17 protein-coding genes and 1 tRNA gene are annotated in these 19,015 nt (G+C 62.7%); 3 read left to right on the top strand and 15 right to left on the bottom strand.

The features are described 5' to 3' along the window. Positions 1-21: 21 nt before the first annotated feature. From B5E56_RS05780 to B5E56_RS05725, 11 genes are all read right to left on the bottom strand, one after another. A complete protein-coding gene (locus tag B5E56_RS05780) occupies positions 22-252 on the bottom strand; it encodes a EutN/CcmL family microcompartment protein (protein WP_087389001.1) in 231 nt (76 codons plus the stop codon). Beyond that, on the bottom strand, positions 227-499 hold the full coding sequence (locus tag B5E56_RS05775) for a hypothetical protein (protein ID WP_087389000.1): 273 nt from the start codon (positions 497-499) through the stop codon (positions 227-229). Before B5E56_RS05775 ends, B5E56_RS05780 begins: the two co-directional genes overlap by 26 nt. Continuing rightward, positions 496-1,119, bottom strand: a complete 624-nt coding sequence (locus B5E56_RS05770) for a phosphate propanoyltransferase (protein ID WP_087388999.1) — start codon at positions 1,117-1,119, stop codon at positions 496-498. The genes B5E56_RS05775 and B5E56_RS05770 overlap by 4 nt, the downstream gene beginning before the upstream one ends. Then, a complete protein-coding gene (locus B5E56_RS05765; RefSeq protein WP_087388998.1) occupies positions 1,106-1,828 on the bottom strand; it encodes an ATP-binding protein in 723 nt (240 codons plus the stop codon). Before B5E56_RS05765 ends, B5E56_RS05770 begins: the two co-directional genes overlap by 14 nt. Next, positions 1,829-2,125, bottom strand: coding sequence for a BMC domain-containing protein (locus tag B5E56_RS05760; protein WP_087188677.1), 297 nt, complete (start codon positions 2,123-2,125; stop codon positions 1,829-1,831). Between the two features lie 313 nt (positions 2,126-2,438). Next, positions 2,439-3,893 carry an acetaldehyde dehydrogenase (acetylating) gene (locus B5E56_RS05755; protein ID WP_087388997.1) on the bottom strand — a complete coding sequence of 485 codons (1,455 nt, stop codon included), beginning with the start codon at positions 3,891-3,893 and terminating at the stop codon, positions 2,439-2,441. Between the two features lie 4 nt (positions 3,894-3,897). Next, positions 3,898-4,551 carry an ethanolamine utilization microcompartment protein EutL gene (gene eutL / locus B5E56_RS05750; protein ID WP_087388996.1) on the bottom strand — a complete coding sequence of 218 codons (654 nt, stop codon included), beginning with the start codon at positions 4,549-4,551 and terminating at the stop codon, positions 3,898-3,900. Between the two features lie 174 nt (positions 4,552-4,725). Then, positions 4,726-5,598, bottom strand: coding sequence for an ethanolamine ammonia-lyase subunit EutC (eutC, locus tag B5E56_RS05740; RefSeq protein ID WP_087388994.1), 873 nt, complete (start codon positions 5,596-5,598; stop codon positions 4,726-4,728). A 124-nt stretch (positions 5,599-5,722) separates the two neighbouring features. Beyond that, the gene (locus tag B5E56_RS05735) at positions 5,723-7,087 is read right to left on the bottom strand and encodes an ethanolamine ammonia-lyase subunit EutB (protein ID WP_087388993.1); all 1,365 of its coding nucleotides are present in this window, start codon (positions 7,085-7,087) and stop codon (positions 5,723-5,725) included. Between the two features lie 19 nt (positions 7,088-7,106). Next, positions 7,107-8,522: an ethanolamine ammonia-lyase reactivating factor EutA gene (eutA, locus tag B5E56_RS05730; RefSeq protein WP_087388992.1), complete on the bottom strand. Its 1,416-nt coding sequence runs from the start codon at positions 8,520-8,522 to the stop codon at positions 7,107-7,109. Beyond that, on the bottom strand, positions 8,522-9,607 hold the full coding sequence (locus tag B5E56_RS05725; protein WP_087388991.1) for an iron-containing alcohol dehydrogenase: 1,086 nt from the start codon (positions 9,605-9,607) through the stop codon (positions 8,522-8,524). Before B5E56_RS05725 ends, eutA begins: the two co-directional genes overlap by 1 nt. Positions 9,608-9,918: 311 nt before the next feature. On the opposite strand from B5E56_RS05725, the gene B5E56_RS05720 reads away from it, so the two are divergent. Continuing rightward, complete coding sequence (locus B5E56_RS05720) at positions 9,919-10,374, top strand: hypothetical protein (protein ID WP_087388990.1); 456 nt, start codon at positions 9,919-9,921, stop codon at positions 10,372-10,374. A 48-nt stretch (positions 10,375-10,422) separates the two neighbouring features. Here the strand turns inward: B5E56_RS05720 and B5E56_RS05715 are convergent, their stop codons facing one another. The 4 genes from B5E56_RS05715 to ftsH form a co-directional block, all read right to left on the bottom strand. Then, positions 10,423-10,629: an alpha/beta-type small acid-soluble spore protein gene (locus B5E56_RS05715; protein ID WP_087188670.1), complete on the bottom strand. Its 207-nt coding sequence runs from the start codon at positions 10,627-10,629 to the stop codon at positions 10,423-10,425. Between the two features lie 194 nt (positions 10,630-10,823). Then, positions 10,824-14,630, bottom strand: a complete 3,807-nt coding sequence (locus B5E56_RS05710) for an S-layer homology domain-containing protein (RefSeq protein ID WP_087388989.1) — start codon at positions 14,628-14,630, stop codon at positions 10,824-10,826. A 417-nt stretch (positions 14,631-15,047) separates the two neighbouring features. Then, positions 15,048-15,123, bottom strand: a tRNA-Ala gene (locus B5E56_RS05705). A 144-nt stretch (positions 15,124-15,267) separates the two neighbouring features. After that, the gene (gene ftsH, locus B5E56_RS05700; RefSeq protein ID WP_242958787.1) at positions 15,268-17,397 is read right to left on the bottom strand and encodes an ATP-dependent zinc metalloprotease FtsH; all 2,130 of its coding nucleotides are present in this window, start codon (positions 17,395-17,397) and stop codon (positions 15,268-15,270) included. Positions 17,398-17,602: 205 nt separating this feature from the next. Here ftsH and rlmB point away from each other — a divergent pair, with 205 nt between their 5' ends. Then, on the top strand, positions 17,603-18,370 hold the full coding sequence (rlmB, locus tag B5E56_RS05695; RefSeq protein ID WP_087188673.1) for a 23S rRNA (guanosine(2251)-2'-O)-methyltransferase RlmB: 768 nt from the start codon (positions 17,603-17,605) through the stop codon (positions 18,368-18,370). A 35-nt stretch (positions 18,371-18,405) separates the two neighbouring features. Then, positions 18,406-19,015: glutamate synthase-related protein (locus tag B5E56_RS05690; RefSeq protein ID WP_242958786.1), on the top strand; the 610-nt coding region annotated here is incomplete at its 3' end.

Below are 19,015 nucleotides of genomic sequence, written 5' to 3'. Positions count from 1 at the left end.
GGCGGCAGGTGGGCCGCCCCCTTATGGATCAATGATCCCGATGATGGCGGCGTCCACCGGCACATTTGTCCCGGCGGCGATGCGGGCCGCCCCGCCGGTGGCGATGAGGACCCGCTCGCCCGCCCCCGCCCCTACGCAGTCGGCGCACAGCAGCAGCCTGTCCCCCACCTCCACCGTCAGGAAGGCCTGACCGGTCAGGTTGGGGGCTTTTTTCGTGGCCCATACCTTACCGGCCACCTGTCCCAGCAACACAGATCCCCATCTCCCTCAGCTGCCGCTCCAGGGACAGGCAGCGGCGATAGATTGACGGCGGGGCGGTGCGGCGGTAGAGCCGGTACTCCAGGGCCTTCCGCTCCAGGCACACCCGTGCCCCCGCCAGCAGGGCGGCCAGCACCTCGGTCTCCCCCCGACTGGCCGGGGCCAGAGCAGCCAGCCGCCCCATGGCCCCCACCGGCAGCCAGGTGATGACCAGAGTACGCCCCCGCCACTCCAGCCTCACGGCAAAATCAGGGCTCTATCCCCTTTTTTAAAGCCGCAGGCGTTGGCCTCGTCGTAGTCAATGTGGGCGAAGGTGGCGAACTGGGGGGACACCCGCACCTCCACCCCTTCCAGGGTCAGAGGCCGCTGGGTGAGGCACTTGAGCCGCACCTCCCGGCCATTCTCCATCCCGAAGCGGGCGGCGTCCTCCGGAGTCATGTGGATGTGCCGCTTGGCGGCGATGAGCCCCCGGTCCAGCCGCAGCACCCGGTCCCCGTTGCGCAGGGTGATGCCGGGTGTGCCCCCGATGTCCCCCGACAGCCGCACCGGGGGTGTGATGCCCAGCACCACGCCGTCGGTAAGGGAGATCTCCACCTGGCTCTCCTTCCGCTCGGGGCCCAGCACCACCACGTTGGGGATGGACCCTTTGGGTCCCTCCAGGGTAACCCGCTGGGCGCACACAAACTGCCCCGGCTGGGACAAGTCCTTTACCCGGGTGAGCTGAAAGCCAGGGCCAAAGAGGGTGTCCAGGTCGGCCCGGGACAGATGGACGTGGCGGCCGCTGGCCTCCACCTCCACCGTCAAACGGCGGACGATCTGCTCCGCCAGAGCTTCGATATTAATGGTATTAAGCGTGTTCATATTGTCCCGCCTTTAGCTTGATCATGATGATCCACATGAGGGAGGACAGCCGGTTCAGGGCCAGGATGATGTCCCCCCGGGTCACATTGCCCTCTACATCCTTGAAGGCGGCGTAGGCCGAAAGCTCGGTCTGCCGCACCAGGGTGCGCACCTTGTTCACCGCCAGCAGGGCCGGCCCGTCGGTGTAGGCGGGCAGGAAGTGGGGCTGCCCCAGATACTTGTCCGGATAGTGGGAATACTCCCGCAGCTGCCCGGCGTCGTAGCCGCACAGATGCAGCTCCCCCACCGGCTCGTCCAGCACGTCGCACCGGATGAGCCGCCGCACCAGGGCCAGGGCCTCCTCCAGCTCCTTCACCAGAGCCGGGTAATCACGGCTGGCCTGCTGGGCCAGCATGAGTTCCCCCTCCAAGGCGTCGATCATGCCCCGGAAGGCGATGCGGGGGTGGTCCTTCCGCACCAGGATGTTGCCCTTCAGATGGGTCATGTGCTCCGGTTTTTCGTTGAGGGTTGCGCCAAAGAGCGTGCGGTACTTGGCAGAGGCGGGCGCAGCCGGGTCCTCCCGCCCCTGGGGAAAGACCGCCTGGATCTTGTGGGCGGCCAGCCAGTCCCGGGCCCCGGGGGTCAGCTTCTGGTCCTTGTTGACCACCACCGGCCCCCGGGTGCCGTTGTCCGACATACGCCGCACGTCCTCACGGGTGAGCAGCTCCATTTATTCGCTCATGCCCTCGCCGCCGTGGGGCAGGATGTGGTCCACCTCGGCGTGGGGGCGGGGAATGACGTGGACGGAGATCAGCTCGCCCACCTTCTCGGCGGCGGCGGCGCCTGCGTCGGTGGCGGCGTTGACGGCTCCCACGTCGCCCCGGACCATGACGGTCACCAGACCGCCGCCCACCTGCTCCTTGCCTACCAGCTGCACGTTGGCAGCCTTTACCATGGCGTCGGCGGCCTCAATGGCCCCCACCAGTCCCTTGGTCTCCACCATACCCAGCGCGTTTGTATTTGCCATGTTCTGTTTCCTCCTGTCAGTTGTCTGTTTCATAGGCTCCGCCGGTTGGGCTGGAGCCGGTTTGCTTCTTCTGCCCCGGCCCGGCTGGGCCTTCTTTTTGGGGGCCTGCCGGGGCGTCTCGGCCACCGGCATATGGGGCGCTCCCCCCGCCTCGCCGGCCTCCTCCCCGTTGGCAGCCTGGACATCGTGCTCCATGTCCTCCTCCAGACCCTGGGGGCGCTCGGCCATCAGGGAGTTGGTCAGGTTCTGGGCCTCCTGTAAGATGGCCTCATGGGGGTCCAGCAGCACGCCGTCGGCGTTGACTTCGCTCATCTTACCTCAGCCTCCCCATGATCTGCTCCACCAGGCGGTTGAGCAGGGTCTCGTCCACGGTGCAGGAGGAAAGGGCCGGGCTGCTCCCCCGCAGCTCCTCCAGTTCCTTCACACCCCAGGCCACCCGCTTGATGTTGATGAGATCCAGGGGCCCGATGTTGTTGGAGCTGGACGACCCGCCCACCGCGCCGCAGCCCAGGGTGAGGGCGGGGAACAGGCAGGTGGTGGCCCCGATGCCCCCCAGGGCGGAGGGGGTGTTCACCAGCACACGGCTGGCGGGGACAGCGGCGGCAAAGCGCTTGGCTACCTGTTCGTCCTCGGTGTGGATGGAGAAGGTGTGGCCCGCGCCCTCCCACTCCAGGATCTCGATGCAGCGGTTGAGCACCGCCTCCTCGTCCTCCTCCACAAAGCAGCCCAGGATGAGGCCCAGCTTCTCGCTGGAATAGGGGTGGCCCTTGCCCACCCCGGTCTCCCGGGCCACCAGCACCCGGGCGGAGGGGGGCACCCGGTTCAGGCCCGCCAGCTGGGCCACGGTGGACACACTCTTGCCCACGATGGCCGGGTTCATGGTGCCGTTGGGCCGCAGGATGAAGCGGGAGAGCTGCTTGGTCTCCTCCTCGTCCAGCAGATAGGCCCCCTGGGCACGGAGGGCGGCCTTTACCGCCGGTTCCATTCGCCGGGTCATGATAACGCTCTGCTCGCTGGCGCAGATGGTGCCATTGTCGAAGGTCTTGGAGTCCAGAATCCGTTTTACTGCCTGCTCCACGTTGGCGGTGTGGTGAATATAGGCCGGGCCGTTGCCGGCGCCCACGCCGATGGCGGGGGTGCCGGAGGAGTAGGCCGCCTTCACCATGGCCGCGCCGCCGGTGGCCAGGATGAGCCGGGTGGTGTCGTGGCGCATGAGGGCGTTGGTGGCCTCGATGGTGGGGGTGGTGATGCAGGAGATGGCCCCCGCCGGGGCCCCCGCCTCCTCCGCCGCCCGGCGGATCACGTTAACCGTCTCCTGGATGCAGTTGGCCGCCCCGGGATGGGGGGAGAACACGATGGGGTTACCCGCCTTCATGCAGATCATGGCCTTGTAGATCACCGTGGAGGTGGGATTGGTGGAGGGCACCAGTCCGGCCACCACACCTACCGGCACGCCGATGTCCACCGTCCGGTGCTCCCGGTCCTCAGCCAGGATGCCGTGGGTCTTTTGGTCCCGGATGGCCTCGTACAAGGTCTCCGCCGCAAAGCGGTTTTTGATCTCCTTGTCCTCCTTCCGGCCAAAGCCGGTCTCCTCCACCGCCATGTCGGCCAGCCGCCTGGCGTGCTGGGCGCCGGCCCGGGAGATGGCCGCCGTAATGGCGTCCAGCTGCTGCTGGCTCATGACGGCCAGGGCCTTTTGGGCCTGCTTGGCCTGGGCCAGCAGGTCCCGGACCTCCTGAACCGATCTCAGATCTTTATCAAATTCCATAGGATCACACCTCCTTGGGATGGTCCGCCACCGCCTTTACCGCCTCGGCAAAGGCGGCCGCCGCCGCGTCGCAGGCACTCTGGGTGCCGGTGAGCAGGCCGCCGCCGAAGTTGGTCTCGCTGGGGGGCTCAAAGAGGGCCACCAGCTCCACGTCGGAGGCCTTCATGGCCTCGTCCAGACCCACCATGGCCTCCAGAGGCGGGGCGATGAGGTAGGCCAGAGCCTCCCCCTCCCGCACCCCGGCCACCTTGGACAGGTAGGTGCCGGTGCGGGAGACGGTGTAGGCAAAGTAGATGACGGAGTCATCCTGATTGGCGGAGCGGAACCCCGCCCCGCTGTTCATAAAGTCCACGCAGGCCCGCAGGCCGGACTGAACCTCCGCCGGGTTGGGCCCGGCCAGGATGCCGATGACCTCGCCGGCCAGGGCGGTGGAGGCATTGGCCGCACCGGCATATAGGGACTTGCCGTACACCACCTCCACCGCCGCCGCCTTGGTGGCCTCGTCCAGGGCGCAATAGGTCATGTCGTCGCTGTCGGCGGTGATGAGGCCGATGGAGCGGTACTGCCGGGGCAGGCCCAGCTTCTTGGCTAAGGTCTCGCTGACGTTGGCGATGGTGCGGGTAGAGAGCACCTTGACCGGGATCAGATCGTCTGTCATACCGTCACCCCCTCAAACTTTCCCCACGGGGCAGGCCCCGCGGGGACCCCAAGTGTATTTTCATCTGCTCGGGCGAAGTGAATTCGCCCGGCATCAAGGTTTTGCCTGGCGGCAAAACGCTTGTACGCGCTGACGCGCGCCCCGCCGTGCGGGGCCCCGTTGCCGCTGCTATCCTCAACGCAGGTCAATTCCACTCGCCTTCCTTTCCAGCATGGTCTTGATGAGTTCCGCAATGTGCGCCCCCGCCTCTACGGCGGTGGTGCCCCCCTTGTGGATGTTGGAGATCACCGTCCGCTTGGACTCGGGGATGCCGATATGGGGCTTGTAGGTCAGGTAGGCCGACATGGATTCCGCGGTCACCAGGCCGGGCCGCTCCCCTACCAGCATACACACCACTTCTGCACCCGTCAGATCGCCAATGTGGTCGGAGGCGCCCACCCGGCAGTACTTTACATAGAGTACCGGGCCGCCCTCCAGGCCGTAGGCCTTCAGGCCCGCCCGCACCGCCTGGAGGCAGTCCACGGCGTTGGCCTCAATGGCGGCGGAGCTGAGTCCGTCCCCTACCACCAGGGCAATCTTCGGGTTCTGCCCAAAGGTCTTTTTGATGATAGCCTGGTTCTCCTCGTCAAACCGGCGGCCCCGGTCGGGCCGGGTCAAATACTCGTCCTTGGTCTGGCACAGGGTCTGGACAGGCACAAAGCCGTTGTTTACCGCGAACTCGTCAGGTACATGGGAGAACACCGAATCCTGGGCGGCGGCGTGGTCGGCCCGCATCCGCAGCATGGAGATGGTCCTGTATCGGGCTCCCGCCCGTCCCAGCCCCAGCCGGGCCGGGGTTTTTAATTTCAGATCCTGAAAGGCCTGGCCGCTGCGGGGGTTGTCCACCAGGTACTGCCGCCGCAGGTCGATCTGGGTGATATCCTCCAGGCAACCCTGGCTCACGTCTTCCTGCCGGGGGGCAGGCCGGGCCGTGGTCACGGCAGCAGGCTTCCCCGCCAACTCCAGCACCATCCGCTCCACCATGGAGCGCAGTTCTTGTTCATTCATAACGTCCTCACATACTCCATATTCTTCGCCCCGCCGTAAACGGCAGGGCTTATTCATTCCGTTGTTCGTCCTCTCCCCAACGAACCCGCTTTCGCTGGGCTTCGTTGGGGGCCCCGTGGTCTCCTTACCCCAGCAGCACCGAAGCGTCACCCGCCAGGGGGGTCAGCTTGCCGTTCTCCACAAAGCCCATGTCCTCCAGCCACCGCTGGAAGGGCGGGATGGCAGTCAGGCCGAACATCTCCCGCAGGGCGGCGGTCTCATGGAAGCCGGTGGTCTGGTAGTTGAGCATCACGTCGTCCCCGTGGGGGATGCCCATAAAGTAGTTGCACCCGGCGGCGGTGAGCAGCACCGCCAGATCCTCGATGTCGTTCTGGTCGGCCTTCATGTGGTTGGTGTAGCAGGCGTCGCACCCCATAGGGATGCCGGTCAGCTTGCCCATGAAGTGGTCCTCCAATCCAGCCCGTATTACTTGCTTGGAATTATACAGATATTCCGGCCCGATGAAGCCCACCACCGTGTTCACCAGGTAGGGCTGGAACCGCTTGGCAAAGCCATAGCACCGGGCCTCCATCACCACCTGGTCCGCCCCGTGGTGGGCCTCGGAGGACAGCTCGGAGCCCTGGCCGGTCTCAAAGTACATCACATTGGGCCCCACGGCGGCCCCCTCCTTCAGGGCCAGCTGCCGGGCCTCCTCGATGAGCTTGCCGTCCAGACCGAAGGCCTCGTTGCCCTTCTGGGACCCGGCGATAGACTGGAAGATCAGGTCGCAGGGAGCACCCTTGCGCACCGCCTCCATCTGGGTGGTGACGTGGGCCAGCACGCAGATCTGGGTGGGGATATTCCAGCGGTTGCGCACCTCGTGGAACCGATCCAGCACCCGGCGCACACTTTCCACCGAATCGTCCACCGGGTTCAGGCCCAGCACCGCGTCCCCCGCCCCGTAGGTCAGGCCCTCCAGCAGAGAGGCCAGGATGCCGTCCGGGTCGTCGGTGGGGTGGTTGGGCTGGAGCCGGCAGGACAGAGTGCCCGGCAGGCCGATGGTGGTGTTGCAGTGGGCGGTGACCTTGATCTTCTTGGCGGCGTAAATGAGATCCATGTTGCTCATCAGCTTGGCCACGGCGGCGATCATCTCCGCCGTCAGGCCACGGCTCACCCACCGGATGGCGTCGCCGTCGTGGTTTTCCGCCAATAACCACTCCCGCAGCTCGGCCACCGTCCAGTTCTTGATCTGGTCGTAGATCTTTTCGTTTACGTCGTCCTGAATGATGCGGGTGACCTCGTCCTCCTCATAGGGGACGGCGGGGTGGTTGCGCAGGTCGGCCAGGGTCAGGTTGGCCACCACCACCTTGGCCGCCACCCGCTCCTCGGCGTTCTCGGCGGCAATGCCCGCCAGCCGGTCTCCCGACTTCTCTTCATTGGCTTTGGCCAGGGCGTCCTTCACCGATTTGAATTCATAGACGTGCCCCAGCAGCTTGGTCTTGAGTATCATGTGATCGCTCCTTTTGCGGCTACGATTTGTTAAATACAAGGGTTTTGATAACGATGGGTAATACCGCGCCTCCGGCCACCGGGGCGCCGATGTCGATATAGTCCCCGTTGTCCATCTCCACCCCGTCCAGACAGAGCAGGGGGCCGGACAGCAGGGCGGCCATGGCCTGACCCAGCACCTTGGCCTGGTCGGCCTCCACCGCCACGATGGGGACAAAGCCCGCCTCCACCAGAGGGGCCAGGCCCTCCGCCACCCCCCGGGCCAGTTCTTGAATGCGGTGGTAGGAGGGATTCTTCTCCCCCCGCAGGGCCAGGGCCAGCTGCACCAGCCCCCCCTGGTCCTGGTACCAGCTCAGCTTGTCTTTGATCCGTCGGGCCAGTTCCTCCGGCCCTCCCCCCTCCTCCCGGTTCGCCAGCTTGAGGATGGGAATATTTTTCAAGGGAAAGGTGATGTCCCGGTAGAAGATGGTGGAGCCGGACAAATCGGTGGCGTGGCTCCCCGCCCCCACCACCGTGGCCCTTATAGTCTCCGCCCCCCGGAAACGGCCCGCCTTCTGGAAGGCCGGGGAGGCCGCGATGGCCCTGCCCAGCAGCACGCCCATATCTCCGAAGGCCAGCCAGTCCGATGGCGGATGATCGATGCAGTCGGCCACCCCGCCGGAGAAGGACACCACCGGCACCTCCTCCACCGTCCAGCGGGTGCCCTCCGTGAGAAAGGCGTCCAGCCTGTCCCGGCCGGGCCGCAGGCCCGCCGCCTGCTCCAACGCCTCCGCCATGATTTGAAGGGTGGGCTGTAAGCTCTCCGGCGTCACCCGATCACCCACCGCCGGGGCGGGACATCCCGCCCGTGCAAAGACCGGCGACACATAGGTGACCCGCCCGTCCTTGTCCACCTTGATGAGCCGCCCGCCCACGTCCAGGCAGCCGGTGCGCACCAGCTCTCCATTTTGGTACAGCGCCAGGTTTGCGGTGCCGCCGCCGATATCAAAGTGTAATACGGTTGTATGATGTTCCTTTGCGTATTCATCCGCACCCGCTCCACGAGCCGCCAGGATGGACTCCAGGTCGGGCCCGGCGGTGGCCACCACGAAGTCCCCGGCGAACTCCGACAGGGCGGCAAGCACCTCCTGGGCGTTCTCCTTCCGGGCGGTCTCCCCGGTGATGATGACCGCCCCGGTGTCCACCTGGGACTTGTCAAAGCCCGACTTGCGGTACTCCTCTTCCACAATGGCCCGCACCCCGGCGGCGTCGATGACGGTATCGGACAGGAGCGGGGTGAAGTGGATAGCCGAGCGGTAAAGCACCTCCCGCCCGGCGATGGACACCCGGGGTACCGTAAAGGGGGTGGCCCGGTTCTCCAGGGTCAGCCGGGACAGGATGAGCTGGGTGGTGGAGGTGCCGATATCAATACCTACAGAGAGTAACTGTTCTCCCATTACGCCAACTCCCGCAGAATGGCCTTGATATCCTGGGGGGTGACGCTCCGGGGATTGGAGGGGGCGCACAGGTCGGCCAGGGCGGCGGCGGCGATCTCGTCCCCCTGGTCCCGCACCGTCTTTGCGTCCACCCCGCACTCCGACAGGCGGCCCGGCTGTTCCAGGCGGCCCCGCAGCCGCTCGATGGCAAAGGCCAAACCTCTGGCCGTGGGCGTCAGGCCGCAGGCCTTGGCCAGGGCGGCGTACCGCTCCGCCGTCTCCCGCCGTGCGGCGTTGAAGCGGATCACATGGGGCAGCAGCATGGCGTTGAGCCGCCCGTGGGGAATGTGGAACCGCCCGCCCAGGGCGTGAGCCATGCTGTGGCTTAGCCCCAGCCCGGCGGCGTTGAAGGCCATACCCGCCAGGTTGGAAGCCAACAGCATACGCCCCTTGTCCTCCTGGTCCCCGTTAAAGGCGGCGGGCAAGTTCTTCCAAGCCAGGGCAAAGGCTTTCTCCGCCAGGGCGTCGGTGTACACATTAGCCCCGGCGGCCACATAGGCCTCGGCGGCGTGGGTGAGTACGTCCATGCCGGTGTCCGCCGTCACCTTGGCGGGCACACCAGCCAGGAATACCGGGTCCAGCACCGCCCGGTGGGGCAGCAGAGCGTCGTCCACCAGGGGGTACTTCACTCCCTTCTGGCTGTCGGTGAGGACGGCAAAGGAGGTGACCTCCGAGCCGGTCCCGGCGGTGGTGGGCACCGCCCAGAAGGAAATCTCCCCTGTAGCCCCCAGCTTCTTGCCGTACTCCACCATGGCCTTGGCGCAATCCAGGGCGGAACCGCCCCCAAAGGCCACCACCGCCTGGGGCTTGAAGTCGGCCAATGCCCTGGCTCCCCTGGCCACCACCTCCAGAGGCGGGTCAGGCACCACTCCGGTAAAGGTCTCCACGGTGCAGCCGGGCAGCCGGGCTTTCACTTTGTCCAGCAGGCCGGACTTGGCCAGAAAATCGTCGGTGACCACCATCACCCGCCCGCCGGCCAGCTCCTCCAGGGCAGCCAGGGCGTCCTTTCCAAAGGAGACGGCGGTTTTCAGCTTAAATGTTTCCATGCGCGTTCCCCTGTTTCTTCCTTGATGGCCTTAGTATGGCGGCGGCGGTCAGGAATATACCAAAAGCCTGCGAAAGAAAAGCTTCATCATTCCTTTAGAATCTGTTCACAGCCTGTTCACCATCCCTTGGCGAAAAACGGATATGATAACAGCGTCAGGTACAAATGACAAACCATTCTCCTCTCTCTTACCTCTCTGTTCAAAACAAGGAGACCCGCCCAACGGCGGGTCTCCTTGTTTTTTGTGTTGGGTGTATGCAAACGTACAACAAATGCCCCTGTTTCACCATAGGTAAAAGGGAGGGTAGCCATATGTGGGATATGGATGGACAGGGACAACAATTTTACCATCTGCTCCAGCTCTTTGCCGCCCAGCTGGAGCCCGCCCGGGCTATGGAGGTGGCCTGGGTCTATCCGGAATTTACGCCCGGCACGGTGTACCAGACGGGGGACTATGTCCGCCGTGGGTTCAATGCCGTGGGGGACCCCCAGCTCTACCAGGTAACCCTGGACCACCGTGCCAGCGCCGGTGTAGTGCCGGAGCGCACCCCGGAACTCTATGAGCCGGTAGGTCTGGACAGCAGGGGCGTACCCCTGTGGAGCCGCCCGGCAGGGGACCGGGACGGTTACGCCGTCGGAGACGTGGTGTCCTTCCGGGGGACCCGGTACCGATGTCTGGCAAACGCCTGCCTGTTGAGCCCGGAGGAAGCCCCGGATCAGTGGCAGGCTACGGCCTGTGAAAACGCAGAAGAGCCGCCGGTCGATTGACCGACGGCTCTTCCACGTTGTTCAGAGCGGATCTCTGTTGATGGCGTTTTACTTGCCGGACATACCGTTCTCGTAGGCCTGGATCATCTTCTTGACCATCTGGCCGCCCACGGAGCCGGCCTCACGGCTGGTCAGATCGCCGTTGTAGCCCTGCTTCAGGTTGACGCCCACCTCGGCGGCGGCCTCCATCTTGAACTTGTTCAGGGCCTCGCGAGCGCTGGAAACCACGGGCTGATTGCTGTTGCTGTTGGACATGATGTTGCATCTCCTTTGCAATCGTTTTGTTGGATCGGTGATCCGACCATAGCTTTGCCTCAGCCCGATTTTCTATGCGGATTTTTTCTTTCCAATCCATGGAGGCCAAAAATGATCCATTTTTGCACTTTTTTCTCTGCATAACAAAACAGGGGCGCGCTGCTGATGCATCGCGCCCCTGTTGGCGTGAATGTTTACTTCTTCAGGTTCTGCGCAAAGTTGGTGAAGATCTGCGCCACTTCCGCGCGGGTGGCGGTGCCGGTGGGATCCAGAACGTTGCCGCCCTTGCCGGACAGCAGCTTGGAGCCTACCGCCCACTCCATGGCCTCAGCGGCCCAGGAGGAGGTCTTGGCGCCATCGGTGAAGGTGGTCAGATCGCCCTTGGCGGACACATCGTAGCCCTTGCTCTCAGCGTAGCGGTACAGGATGGTGGCCAGCTGCTCGCGGGTCACGGTGTCGTTGGGGGCAAACACGGTGTCGCTGTAGCCCTTGACGATGCCCTTGGAGGCAGCCCAGTTCACAGCGTCGGTATACCACACGCCGCTCTCCACGTCGGTGAAGGACAGGGTGGCATCAGCCTTGGGCTGGCCTTCCAGCCGCCACAGCATGGTGACCACCATGGCACGGTTGGTGCTCATGAGAGGAGCAAAGGTGGTGGAAGCAGTGCCGGACATCAGCTTGCTGTCATAGGCATACTTCACCGCATTATAGAACCAGTCGTCGCCATATACATCATCAAACGGCAGGGTGCTGACCACAATATCCATGGTATCTTCAGACAGCATCTTGGAATAGATGGTGTTGGTGGCAAACAGATAGTCGTCCTGCTGGTGGGCACGGTTGACAATGGAGTTGGCGAAGATGGTAATATCCATTCCGTCCTGCTCCACCGCAATGGCCTCCACGCCGCCGTCGATGCTACCGCCGGCCATGCAGCCCACGATAAAGCTGTCCTTATCGGTGGCCTGGATCAGCACCTCAGCATTCTCAGGATAGGCAGTGAGAACGGTACAATCCAGCGTGTAAATCACGTCGTCACCATCCGCCTCTTGGCTGGCAGTGATGAGGCTTTCGGAGGGATAAGTGACATGATGGAGGGCCTCCATACCTCTGGAGTCAGCAGTAATTCCTGTCACCAGGTTCTCCTGAATGTAGGAGAGCGGCTCAGAACCGGTGGCAATATAGGGCGTACCGGCCTTGACCGCCGCAACGGCCTCAGCGCCATAGGCGCCGCTGTCCAGCGCCACCGAGCCAATGATGATATCCGCCTTGGCAGGATCATCCGTTACGGTGAAGCCCAGCTGCTTCACATAGGCCATCACATCGTAATTGGAGGTACCGTTGTTGTGGATGTTATCGTAGTTGATGAAGCCATAGCCATTGGCAAACCACTCGGTATAGTACCCAGAAGTCACCTTGTCGTCGCCGAAGTCGGCATAGCGGCCGGTGAGGAACAGGGTGGGCTTGCTGATCTGATGGGCCACAGGCATCTCATTGGTGCGGGTAGCCACCAGCGCATAGTCGGAGGATACCATGTTATAGGAGGAAGCACTCACCACGAAATCGCCCTTGTAGTCGCCTTCGGTGATCATACCAACCGCCTTGCCGGCGTCCAGCAACGCGTTGACGGCCCGGACGGTCTCGTCACCGTTGTTGGACAGGATGACGATGGAACCGCTGCCGGTGACCTGACCGGAAGCGGTAACCTCAGTCAGTTCCTTCAGGGCACCGTCAAAGGCGCCGATGGTGTCAATGGCAATGCAGTCAAAGCCGCGCATACTGGGGAAGCTGGCCACGGACTCAGAGTACAGGGAGGGGAAACCGGAGGCAGATGCATCATAGCCCAGGTTGAGCACGCAGTTGGCGTAGTTGCGCTTGGCCTGGTACATATTGACCACCAGAGAACCGGCCTTGTAGGTCACACCGTCCACCGTCACGTCCTTGGTGAGGGTGGAGACCTTCACGCCGTTGCGCATGAGGAACTCCGCCATCTCATAGGCGTCAGCGGGATCGCGCTGGGACTCGGCGTCCACAGGCAGCACATAGTACTCGGGGAAGTACTTGTTGTTGCCCTCATAAGGAACGCGCCAGGTGTCGGGATCCAGCTGCTGGTTGCTCATATCCACATACCAGGGCTCCATCTCTTCCCGGTGGTCCTCGTTGTTGATGCCCCGGCGGAAGAACTCCAGCTGGGCCTTGTAACAGGTGTCCTTACAGTCGGACAGGAACTGCCACAGGCCGTAGGCGCCGCACTCCAGCAGGCGGACGCTGGATTCGCCGCCGGAGGGGGTCTCGATGGTAAAGCCCATGGAACCGCAGTTGAGCATGGCATAGCTGGGGGTGTAGTTGGTGCTCAGGTCATCCCAGGCGTCCCAGCCGGTTTCAGCATCAAAGCTGTCGCGCAGGGGGGTGTAATAGGTCTGATACTTGGTCTCAAACTCGTCCTTGTGCTGGACGGACATGGTGGCCAGAGCGGCGTTGCCGTAGGCCTCGGCGCCCAGCAGGAACTGCTCCACGAACAGGTCATACTCCAGGTTGGGCTCATGAGGAGGCGTACAGGGCTCTACCAGGAACTGAGCGGTAAAGCCGTGGAACTCCACGAAGGCCACGGGATTCCACTCGTTAATCAGCTTGGTGATGTTCTGGGTCTCCACCTGAGTCTGGTTGGAGGCATCCCGGTTCAGATCGAAGCCGTTGCCGTTGGGACGGGTGTTGTAGGTACGGCCGTCGGGGTTCTCATCGGGGGTGACAATGATGATGAGGTTGTCCAGGATCTCGTCCACCTTCAGCTCCTTGTTCGCACTGAAGGTATAGTACTTGCTGGCATCGGTGCGGCCGTCGTTGCCGTTGCCGTTGACGTCGGTGGCGCTGATCTTCAGACCGTAGCCGGTGAAGCCGTAGGTGGTATCGCCGTCATCGCTGTCGATCTCGAAGTCCACAATCTTGGGATCGTACTGGCCCTCATCCACAGTCTTGCCATCGGTCAGACCGGTGATGGTATTCCAGGTGACGGTATCCTCGGTGGCCAGGGTACGCAGCAGATTGACATGGGCATCCACACCGCCGGCCTCGTCGGGGTGGACGTTGTTCATCATGATGGGGATGCGGTAGTCCTTGCCGCCTTCGATCTGGGCCAGCACCGCATCGGGATCGGTCTGAGCCAGGGCGTTCATTTCCTTAAAGTCGGCCACGGACTGGGCACTGTCGGACACCACGGCATACCACTGGTCATAGCCGTCGGTGCTTTTACCGAAGGACTGGACGTCGAAGTAGCGGCCATTGGCCTCAGCCAGCTTCTTGATCTCCATCAGCTCATCGTACAGCTCGTCCTGCCGGACGTTGCTCTCGTAGACGTTGATCTCCATGGGGGTGGTGGCCAGAACGGTATCGCCGGCCTTGGCGGACAGCTCGTAGTTGCCGATGAAGCCCGGCCACACGTTACGGGCGTAGCGGAAGGTATTGCTGCCAATGGCCTGCAGGGAGTTGGTCACCAGAGGCAGCGAGTCATCCTTCATATTGAAGAAGATGCCATGGCTGAAGGTCAGCTTCACCGTAGCGTAGCCATCAGCCACGGTTACCGTGGGATCTTCCAGGGTGAAATAGGGGACGCCGTCAGCACCATGCTGATTGATGGTGCCCCAGCTCATCCAGTTCTGCAGGTCATCGCCGGTGTAGATGTACGGGTAGAGCGCAGGGTCCTGCACATCCACATCGTCTCGCGTCAGGCTCCAGGTAATGCCTTTTGCCCAAGTATTCCACTGATCCGTTGTCCATTTGCTTTGCTCAGTGGAGACCGGAACCGTCAGGGTTGCATGAAACGTTTCCTCGCTCATATCCAGAGTGAGCAGGTCGTCGTCCAGCGTGAGTGTGGCTGTCCCCTGGTCAGCATCGGTTTTTACTGGTTCCTCAGCTGATACAGGCAGAATCGTCAGGGAGAAGAGCATGGATAATGCCAACAGCAATGCAAGAAAAGAATGGGAGCGTTTCTGATGTTGCCGCATCTATGATGCCTCCTTTTTTGAATCGATTGCCTTATTGCGCGGGTCCCGATACCGAATATTTATCAACTACCTCCGCGTCCTCCTTCCTCTTTCAAAAATTCGGTACCGTTCGAAAGCACTGCTTCGCGTGGATATATCCCCATATATCCCGCGTCAGTTCTTTCAGATATATTTAAAGTATACTATAGGTTCCAGAATACCACAATACGGATAAACTAGCCAAAGTTACGCCCATCTAAATTGTGCATAACATCGAATAACTTGCGTTTTTTCTATATTTGGCAGCAGGAATCTCTTTTTACATCGTACTGCAAAACCATGCAATCCCCGCTTTCATTTTTCAGACTTCATGCACTTCTCCGAACCCCCACGGCAGACAAACAAAAAAAGACTTGAAACCGAAGTTTCAAGTCTTTTTGGTGGAGATAAGCGGGATCGAACCGCTGACCTCTTGAATGCCATTCAAGCGCTCTCCCAGCTGAGCTATACCCCCATATTCACTTGGCGCCGGTCAGGTCGACCGAACGAATCGTATTTTAGCACGGGTCACCCGCTCTGTCAACTCTTTTTTTCATTTTTCTCAAAATTTTTTAGAAGCAGAATCCGGGCGCGCCATGACGGCGCGCCCGGATTTTCCTTATTCTTCCGTTGTCTTGTCCTCAGAGGGCTGATCCGGCTGGGACGGAGCGGAGGACTCCTCCTGGCTGCCCCACAGGGGAATGGCCTGGGGTTTCTCCTCCGGCTTGTTCTTCTCCTGCTCCCGCCGCTCGGCCTCGGCGTACTGGTCGGCCAGAGCAGGGTCACGGCCCTCCAGAATGGCCACCATCTCGGCGCCGGTAATGGTCTCCTTCTCCAGCAGGTAAGCCACTACCTTGTCCATGTCCTCCCGGCTCTCGGAGAGGATCTCGGTGGCCTTCTTGTAGCAGGAGTCGATGATGCTGCGCACCGCCTGATCCATAGCCGCGGCGGTATCGTCGGCACAGTCCAGGCCGTAGCCGCCGTCCAGATACTGGTTGCGGCGGGAGGCCAGAGCCATCATGCCGAACTCCTCACTCATACCGAACATGGCCACCATATTGCGGGCGATGCTGGTGGCATCCTGAATGTCCTGCGCGGCGCCGTTGGTCATGGTCTTCATGACCAGCTCCTCGGCCACACGGCCGCCCATGGAGACGCAGATCTGGGCCAGCAGCTCGTCCTTGGTGTGGAGGTTCTTGTCCTCCTCCGGCAGGTGGAGGGTGTAGCCCAGAGCGCCCTGGGTGTGGGGAACAATGGTGATCTTCGTCACCGGCTCGGCGTGCTTCTGCCGGTAGGCCACCATGGCATGACCCACCTCGTGGTAGGCCACCAGCTTCTTCTCAAACTCGCTGAGGACGCTGCCCTTCTTCTCGGCGCCGGCAATGACCAGCTCGAAGGCAGTAAGCAGGTCCTGCTGGTTGACCGCCTTGCGGCCCAGACGGACCGCACGGAGGGCGGCCTCGTTGACCAGGTTGGCCAGGTCCGCGCCCACGGCGCCGGCGGTGGCCAGAGCCACCTTCTTCAGATCCACATCCTCCGCCAGCTTGATCTTGCGGGTATGGACCTGGAGGGTTGCCAGACGGCCGGCCAGGTTGGGCCGGTCCACGGTGATGCGCCGGTCAAAGCGGCCGGGCCGCAGCAGGGCCTGGTCCAGCACCTCGGGCCGGTTGGTGGCGGCCAGCAGGATGACGCCCTTGGTGGGGTCGAAGCCGTCCATCTCGGCCAGCAGCTGGTTCAGGGTCTGCTCCCGCTCGTCATTGCCGCCCATGCGGTTATCGCGGGATTTACCGATGGTGTCGATCTCGTCGATGAACACGATACAGGGGGCCATCTTGTTGGCCTCCTTGAACAGGTCGCGGACACGGGCGGCACCCATGCCTACGAACATCTCCACGAAGTCGGAGCCGGAGATGGAGAAGAAGGGCACGTTGGCCTCGCCGGCCACGGCCTTGGCCAGCAGGGTCTTACCGGTACCGGGAGGGCCCACCAGCAGAGCGCCCTTGGGCAGCTTGGCGCCGATCTCGGTATACTTCTGGGGGTTGTGGAGGAAGTCAATGATCTCCACCAGGGACTCCTTGGCCTCGTCCTGACCGGCCACGTCTTTAAAGGTGACACCGGTCTTTTTCTCCACATAGACCTTGGCGTTGGACTTGCCCAGATTGCCCAGGCCGCCGCCCATCTTGCCCGCCATGCTGCGGAACAGGAAGGAGAAGAGCAGCACCATGACCACCATGGGCAGCACCCAGGAGATGAGCATGGAGACGATGGGGTTAAGCTCCTCCACATACTCGGGGCCGAAGCTGGTGACGTCGTGCTCCTCCAGCAGGTCGATCAGCCCGTCGTCCCGCACCCCCGCCTGGGTGATGGGGGCACAGTAGTAGGTGGTTTTGGTCTTGTCCCACTGGGAGGGGGGCGGCACGGTGGTCTCCTCCTGCTCCCCGGTGAGGCCGGCGGCGGTGGCGGTCTTAGTGATGTTGCCGTTGGCGTCCACCGACACCCCGTCTTTTAAATAAATGGTGTACTTGTTGGACTCCATGAGCACGCCTGCCACGCAGTCCTCCTTGACCAACTCCCGGAAGGTGCCGTAGCTGATCTCCACCGAGTTGGCCTGGCGGAACATGGAGGTGGCATAGTTCACCAGCACCGTCAGCACCAGGGCCCACAGGATGATGGACACGATGGCGGTGATGTTGCGCTTGTTATTGCCTCCGCCCTTTCCGCGGTTGTTGTTCTGGTGATCGAAATTCAAGAGGATGCCTCCTTGAGTGCATTCATTCCTATCTGGAAAGTAATTATAGTTATAGCACACGCACCCTCAAAAAACAAGAAAGGGAAGGCCGAAAGCTGTAAACTTTCTATGAAACCAGCCGGGTTCAAAGGGGTAATTTTTATCTTTTTCTGCGGCAGGTCTTGTGGTATACTGGTAGCGATCAACAAGAAAGGCGGAACCAATTATGAAGGAGCGCAGACCGGCCCCTCAGGCCGAGGCAGACGGCATCATCGAGGGGCGCAACGCCGTCACTGAGGCCCTGCGGGCGGGCACGCCCATTGATAAAATTTTCCTGGCCCGGGGAGAGACCGACTCTGCCCTGGCCCACATCGCCGCCGCTGCCCGGGACAAGGGCATCGTGGTGGTGGAGTGCGACCGGAAGAAGCTGGACTTTATGAGCCGCACCCACTCCCACCAGGGTGTCATCGCCCAGGCCGCGGTGCGGGAGTACGCCAGCGTGGACGACATTCTGAACGCCGCCCGGGAGAAGGGGGAGCCCCCTCTCATCGTGGTGTGCGACGAGCTTTCCGACCCCCACAATCTGGGCGCGGTGATCCGCACCGCCGAGTGCGCCGGAGCCCACGGCGTCATTATCCCCAAGCGCCGTTCGGCGGGCCTGACGGCGGTGGTGGCCAAGACCTCCGCCGGCGCGGTGAGCCATATTCCGGTGGCCCGGGTGCCCAACCTGCCCGCCCTGCTCAAGGAGCTGAAGGACGAAGGGGTATGGGTGTTCGGCACCGCTGCCGACGGGGACCGGCTACTCTACGACGCCGACCTGAAGGGCCCCGCCGCCATTGTCATCGGCAGCGAGGGGGACGGCATGGGCCGTCTGGTATCTGAGACCTGCGACTTCCTGGTCCGTATTCCCATGAAGGGCAAGCTCAACTCCCTCAACGCCAGCGCCGCCGCCGCCATTCTGCTGTATGAGGCCGTGCGGCAGCGGATGGGCTGACAACCACTGATCTTCAAAAAAAGGAGCACGTTCCCATGGCAAAAGACCGGGATGACGAACTGAATGAGGATCTGCCCGGCGGGGACGAGTTCTCCCTGGAATCCATTCTGGCGGAATTCGGCGGCGGGCAGAAAAAGAAAAAGCCGGATGAGGAGGATACCATACCCTTCCCGGTAGTACCCAAAAGCCAGCGTCCCTCCTCCCCCTCCAAAAAGCCGGGGCGGGTGCTCACCTTCCCCGACGGCGGTCAGGAGCAGGCTCAGAAGGAACCCAAGGCCGCCGCCACCCGGCAGCCGCCGGTGGAGAAGGCCCCCCCGCCCAAGCCGGAACCCACCCCGCAAAAACCGTCCAAAGCCCCTCCGGTGGAGGACAATGTGCTGGACTTTCCGGAGGAGGCCGCCGGGCCGGAGGAAAGCCCCCTCACCCAGGGCATCAACCGACTGCTGAAAAAGGCGGACGACTACGCCGAGCATATGTTTGAAGAGGAGGGCATGGAGGACGACACGGCGGTACGCCGGGCGGAGGAATTTATCCCCGGCACCGGCGCCGCCCCCCGCACCTCCATCCACAACGCCGGTCTGCCCTGGGAGCTGGGCCTGGCGGAAACCCATCAGACCCTGATCCAGAACGGACTGCGGTCCCGGG

The sequence above is a fragment of the Flavonifractor sp. An112 genome, assembly GCF_002161085.1.
Taxonomy (GTDB): Bacteria; Bacillota; Clostridia; order Oscillospirales; family Oscillospiraceae; genus Flavonifractor; species Flavonifractor avicola.
The sequence above is the reverse complement of the archived record's forward strand: the minus strand, read 5'-3'. Positions and strand labels throughout refer to the sequence as shown.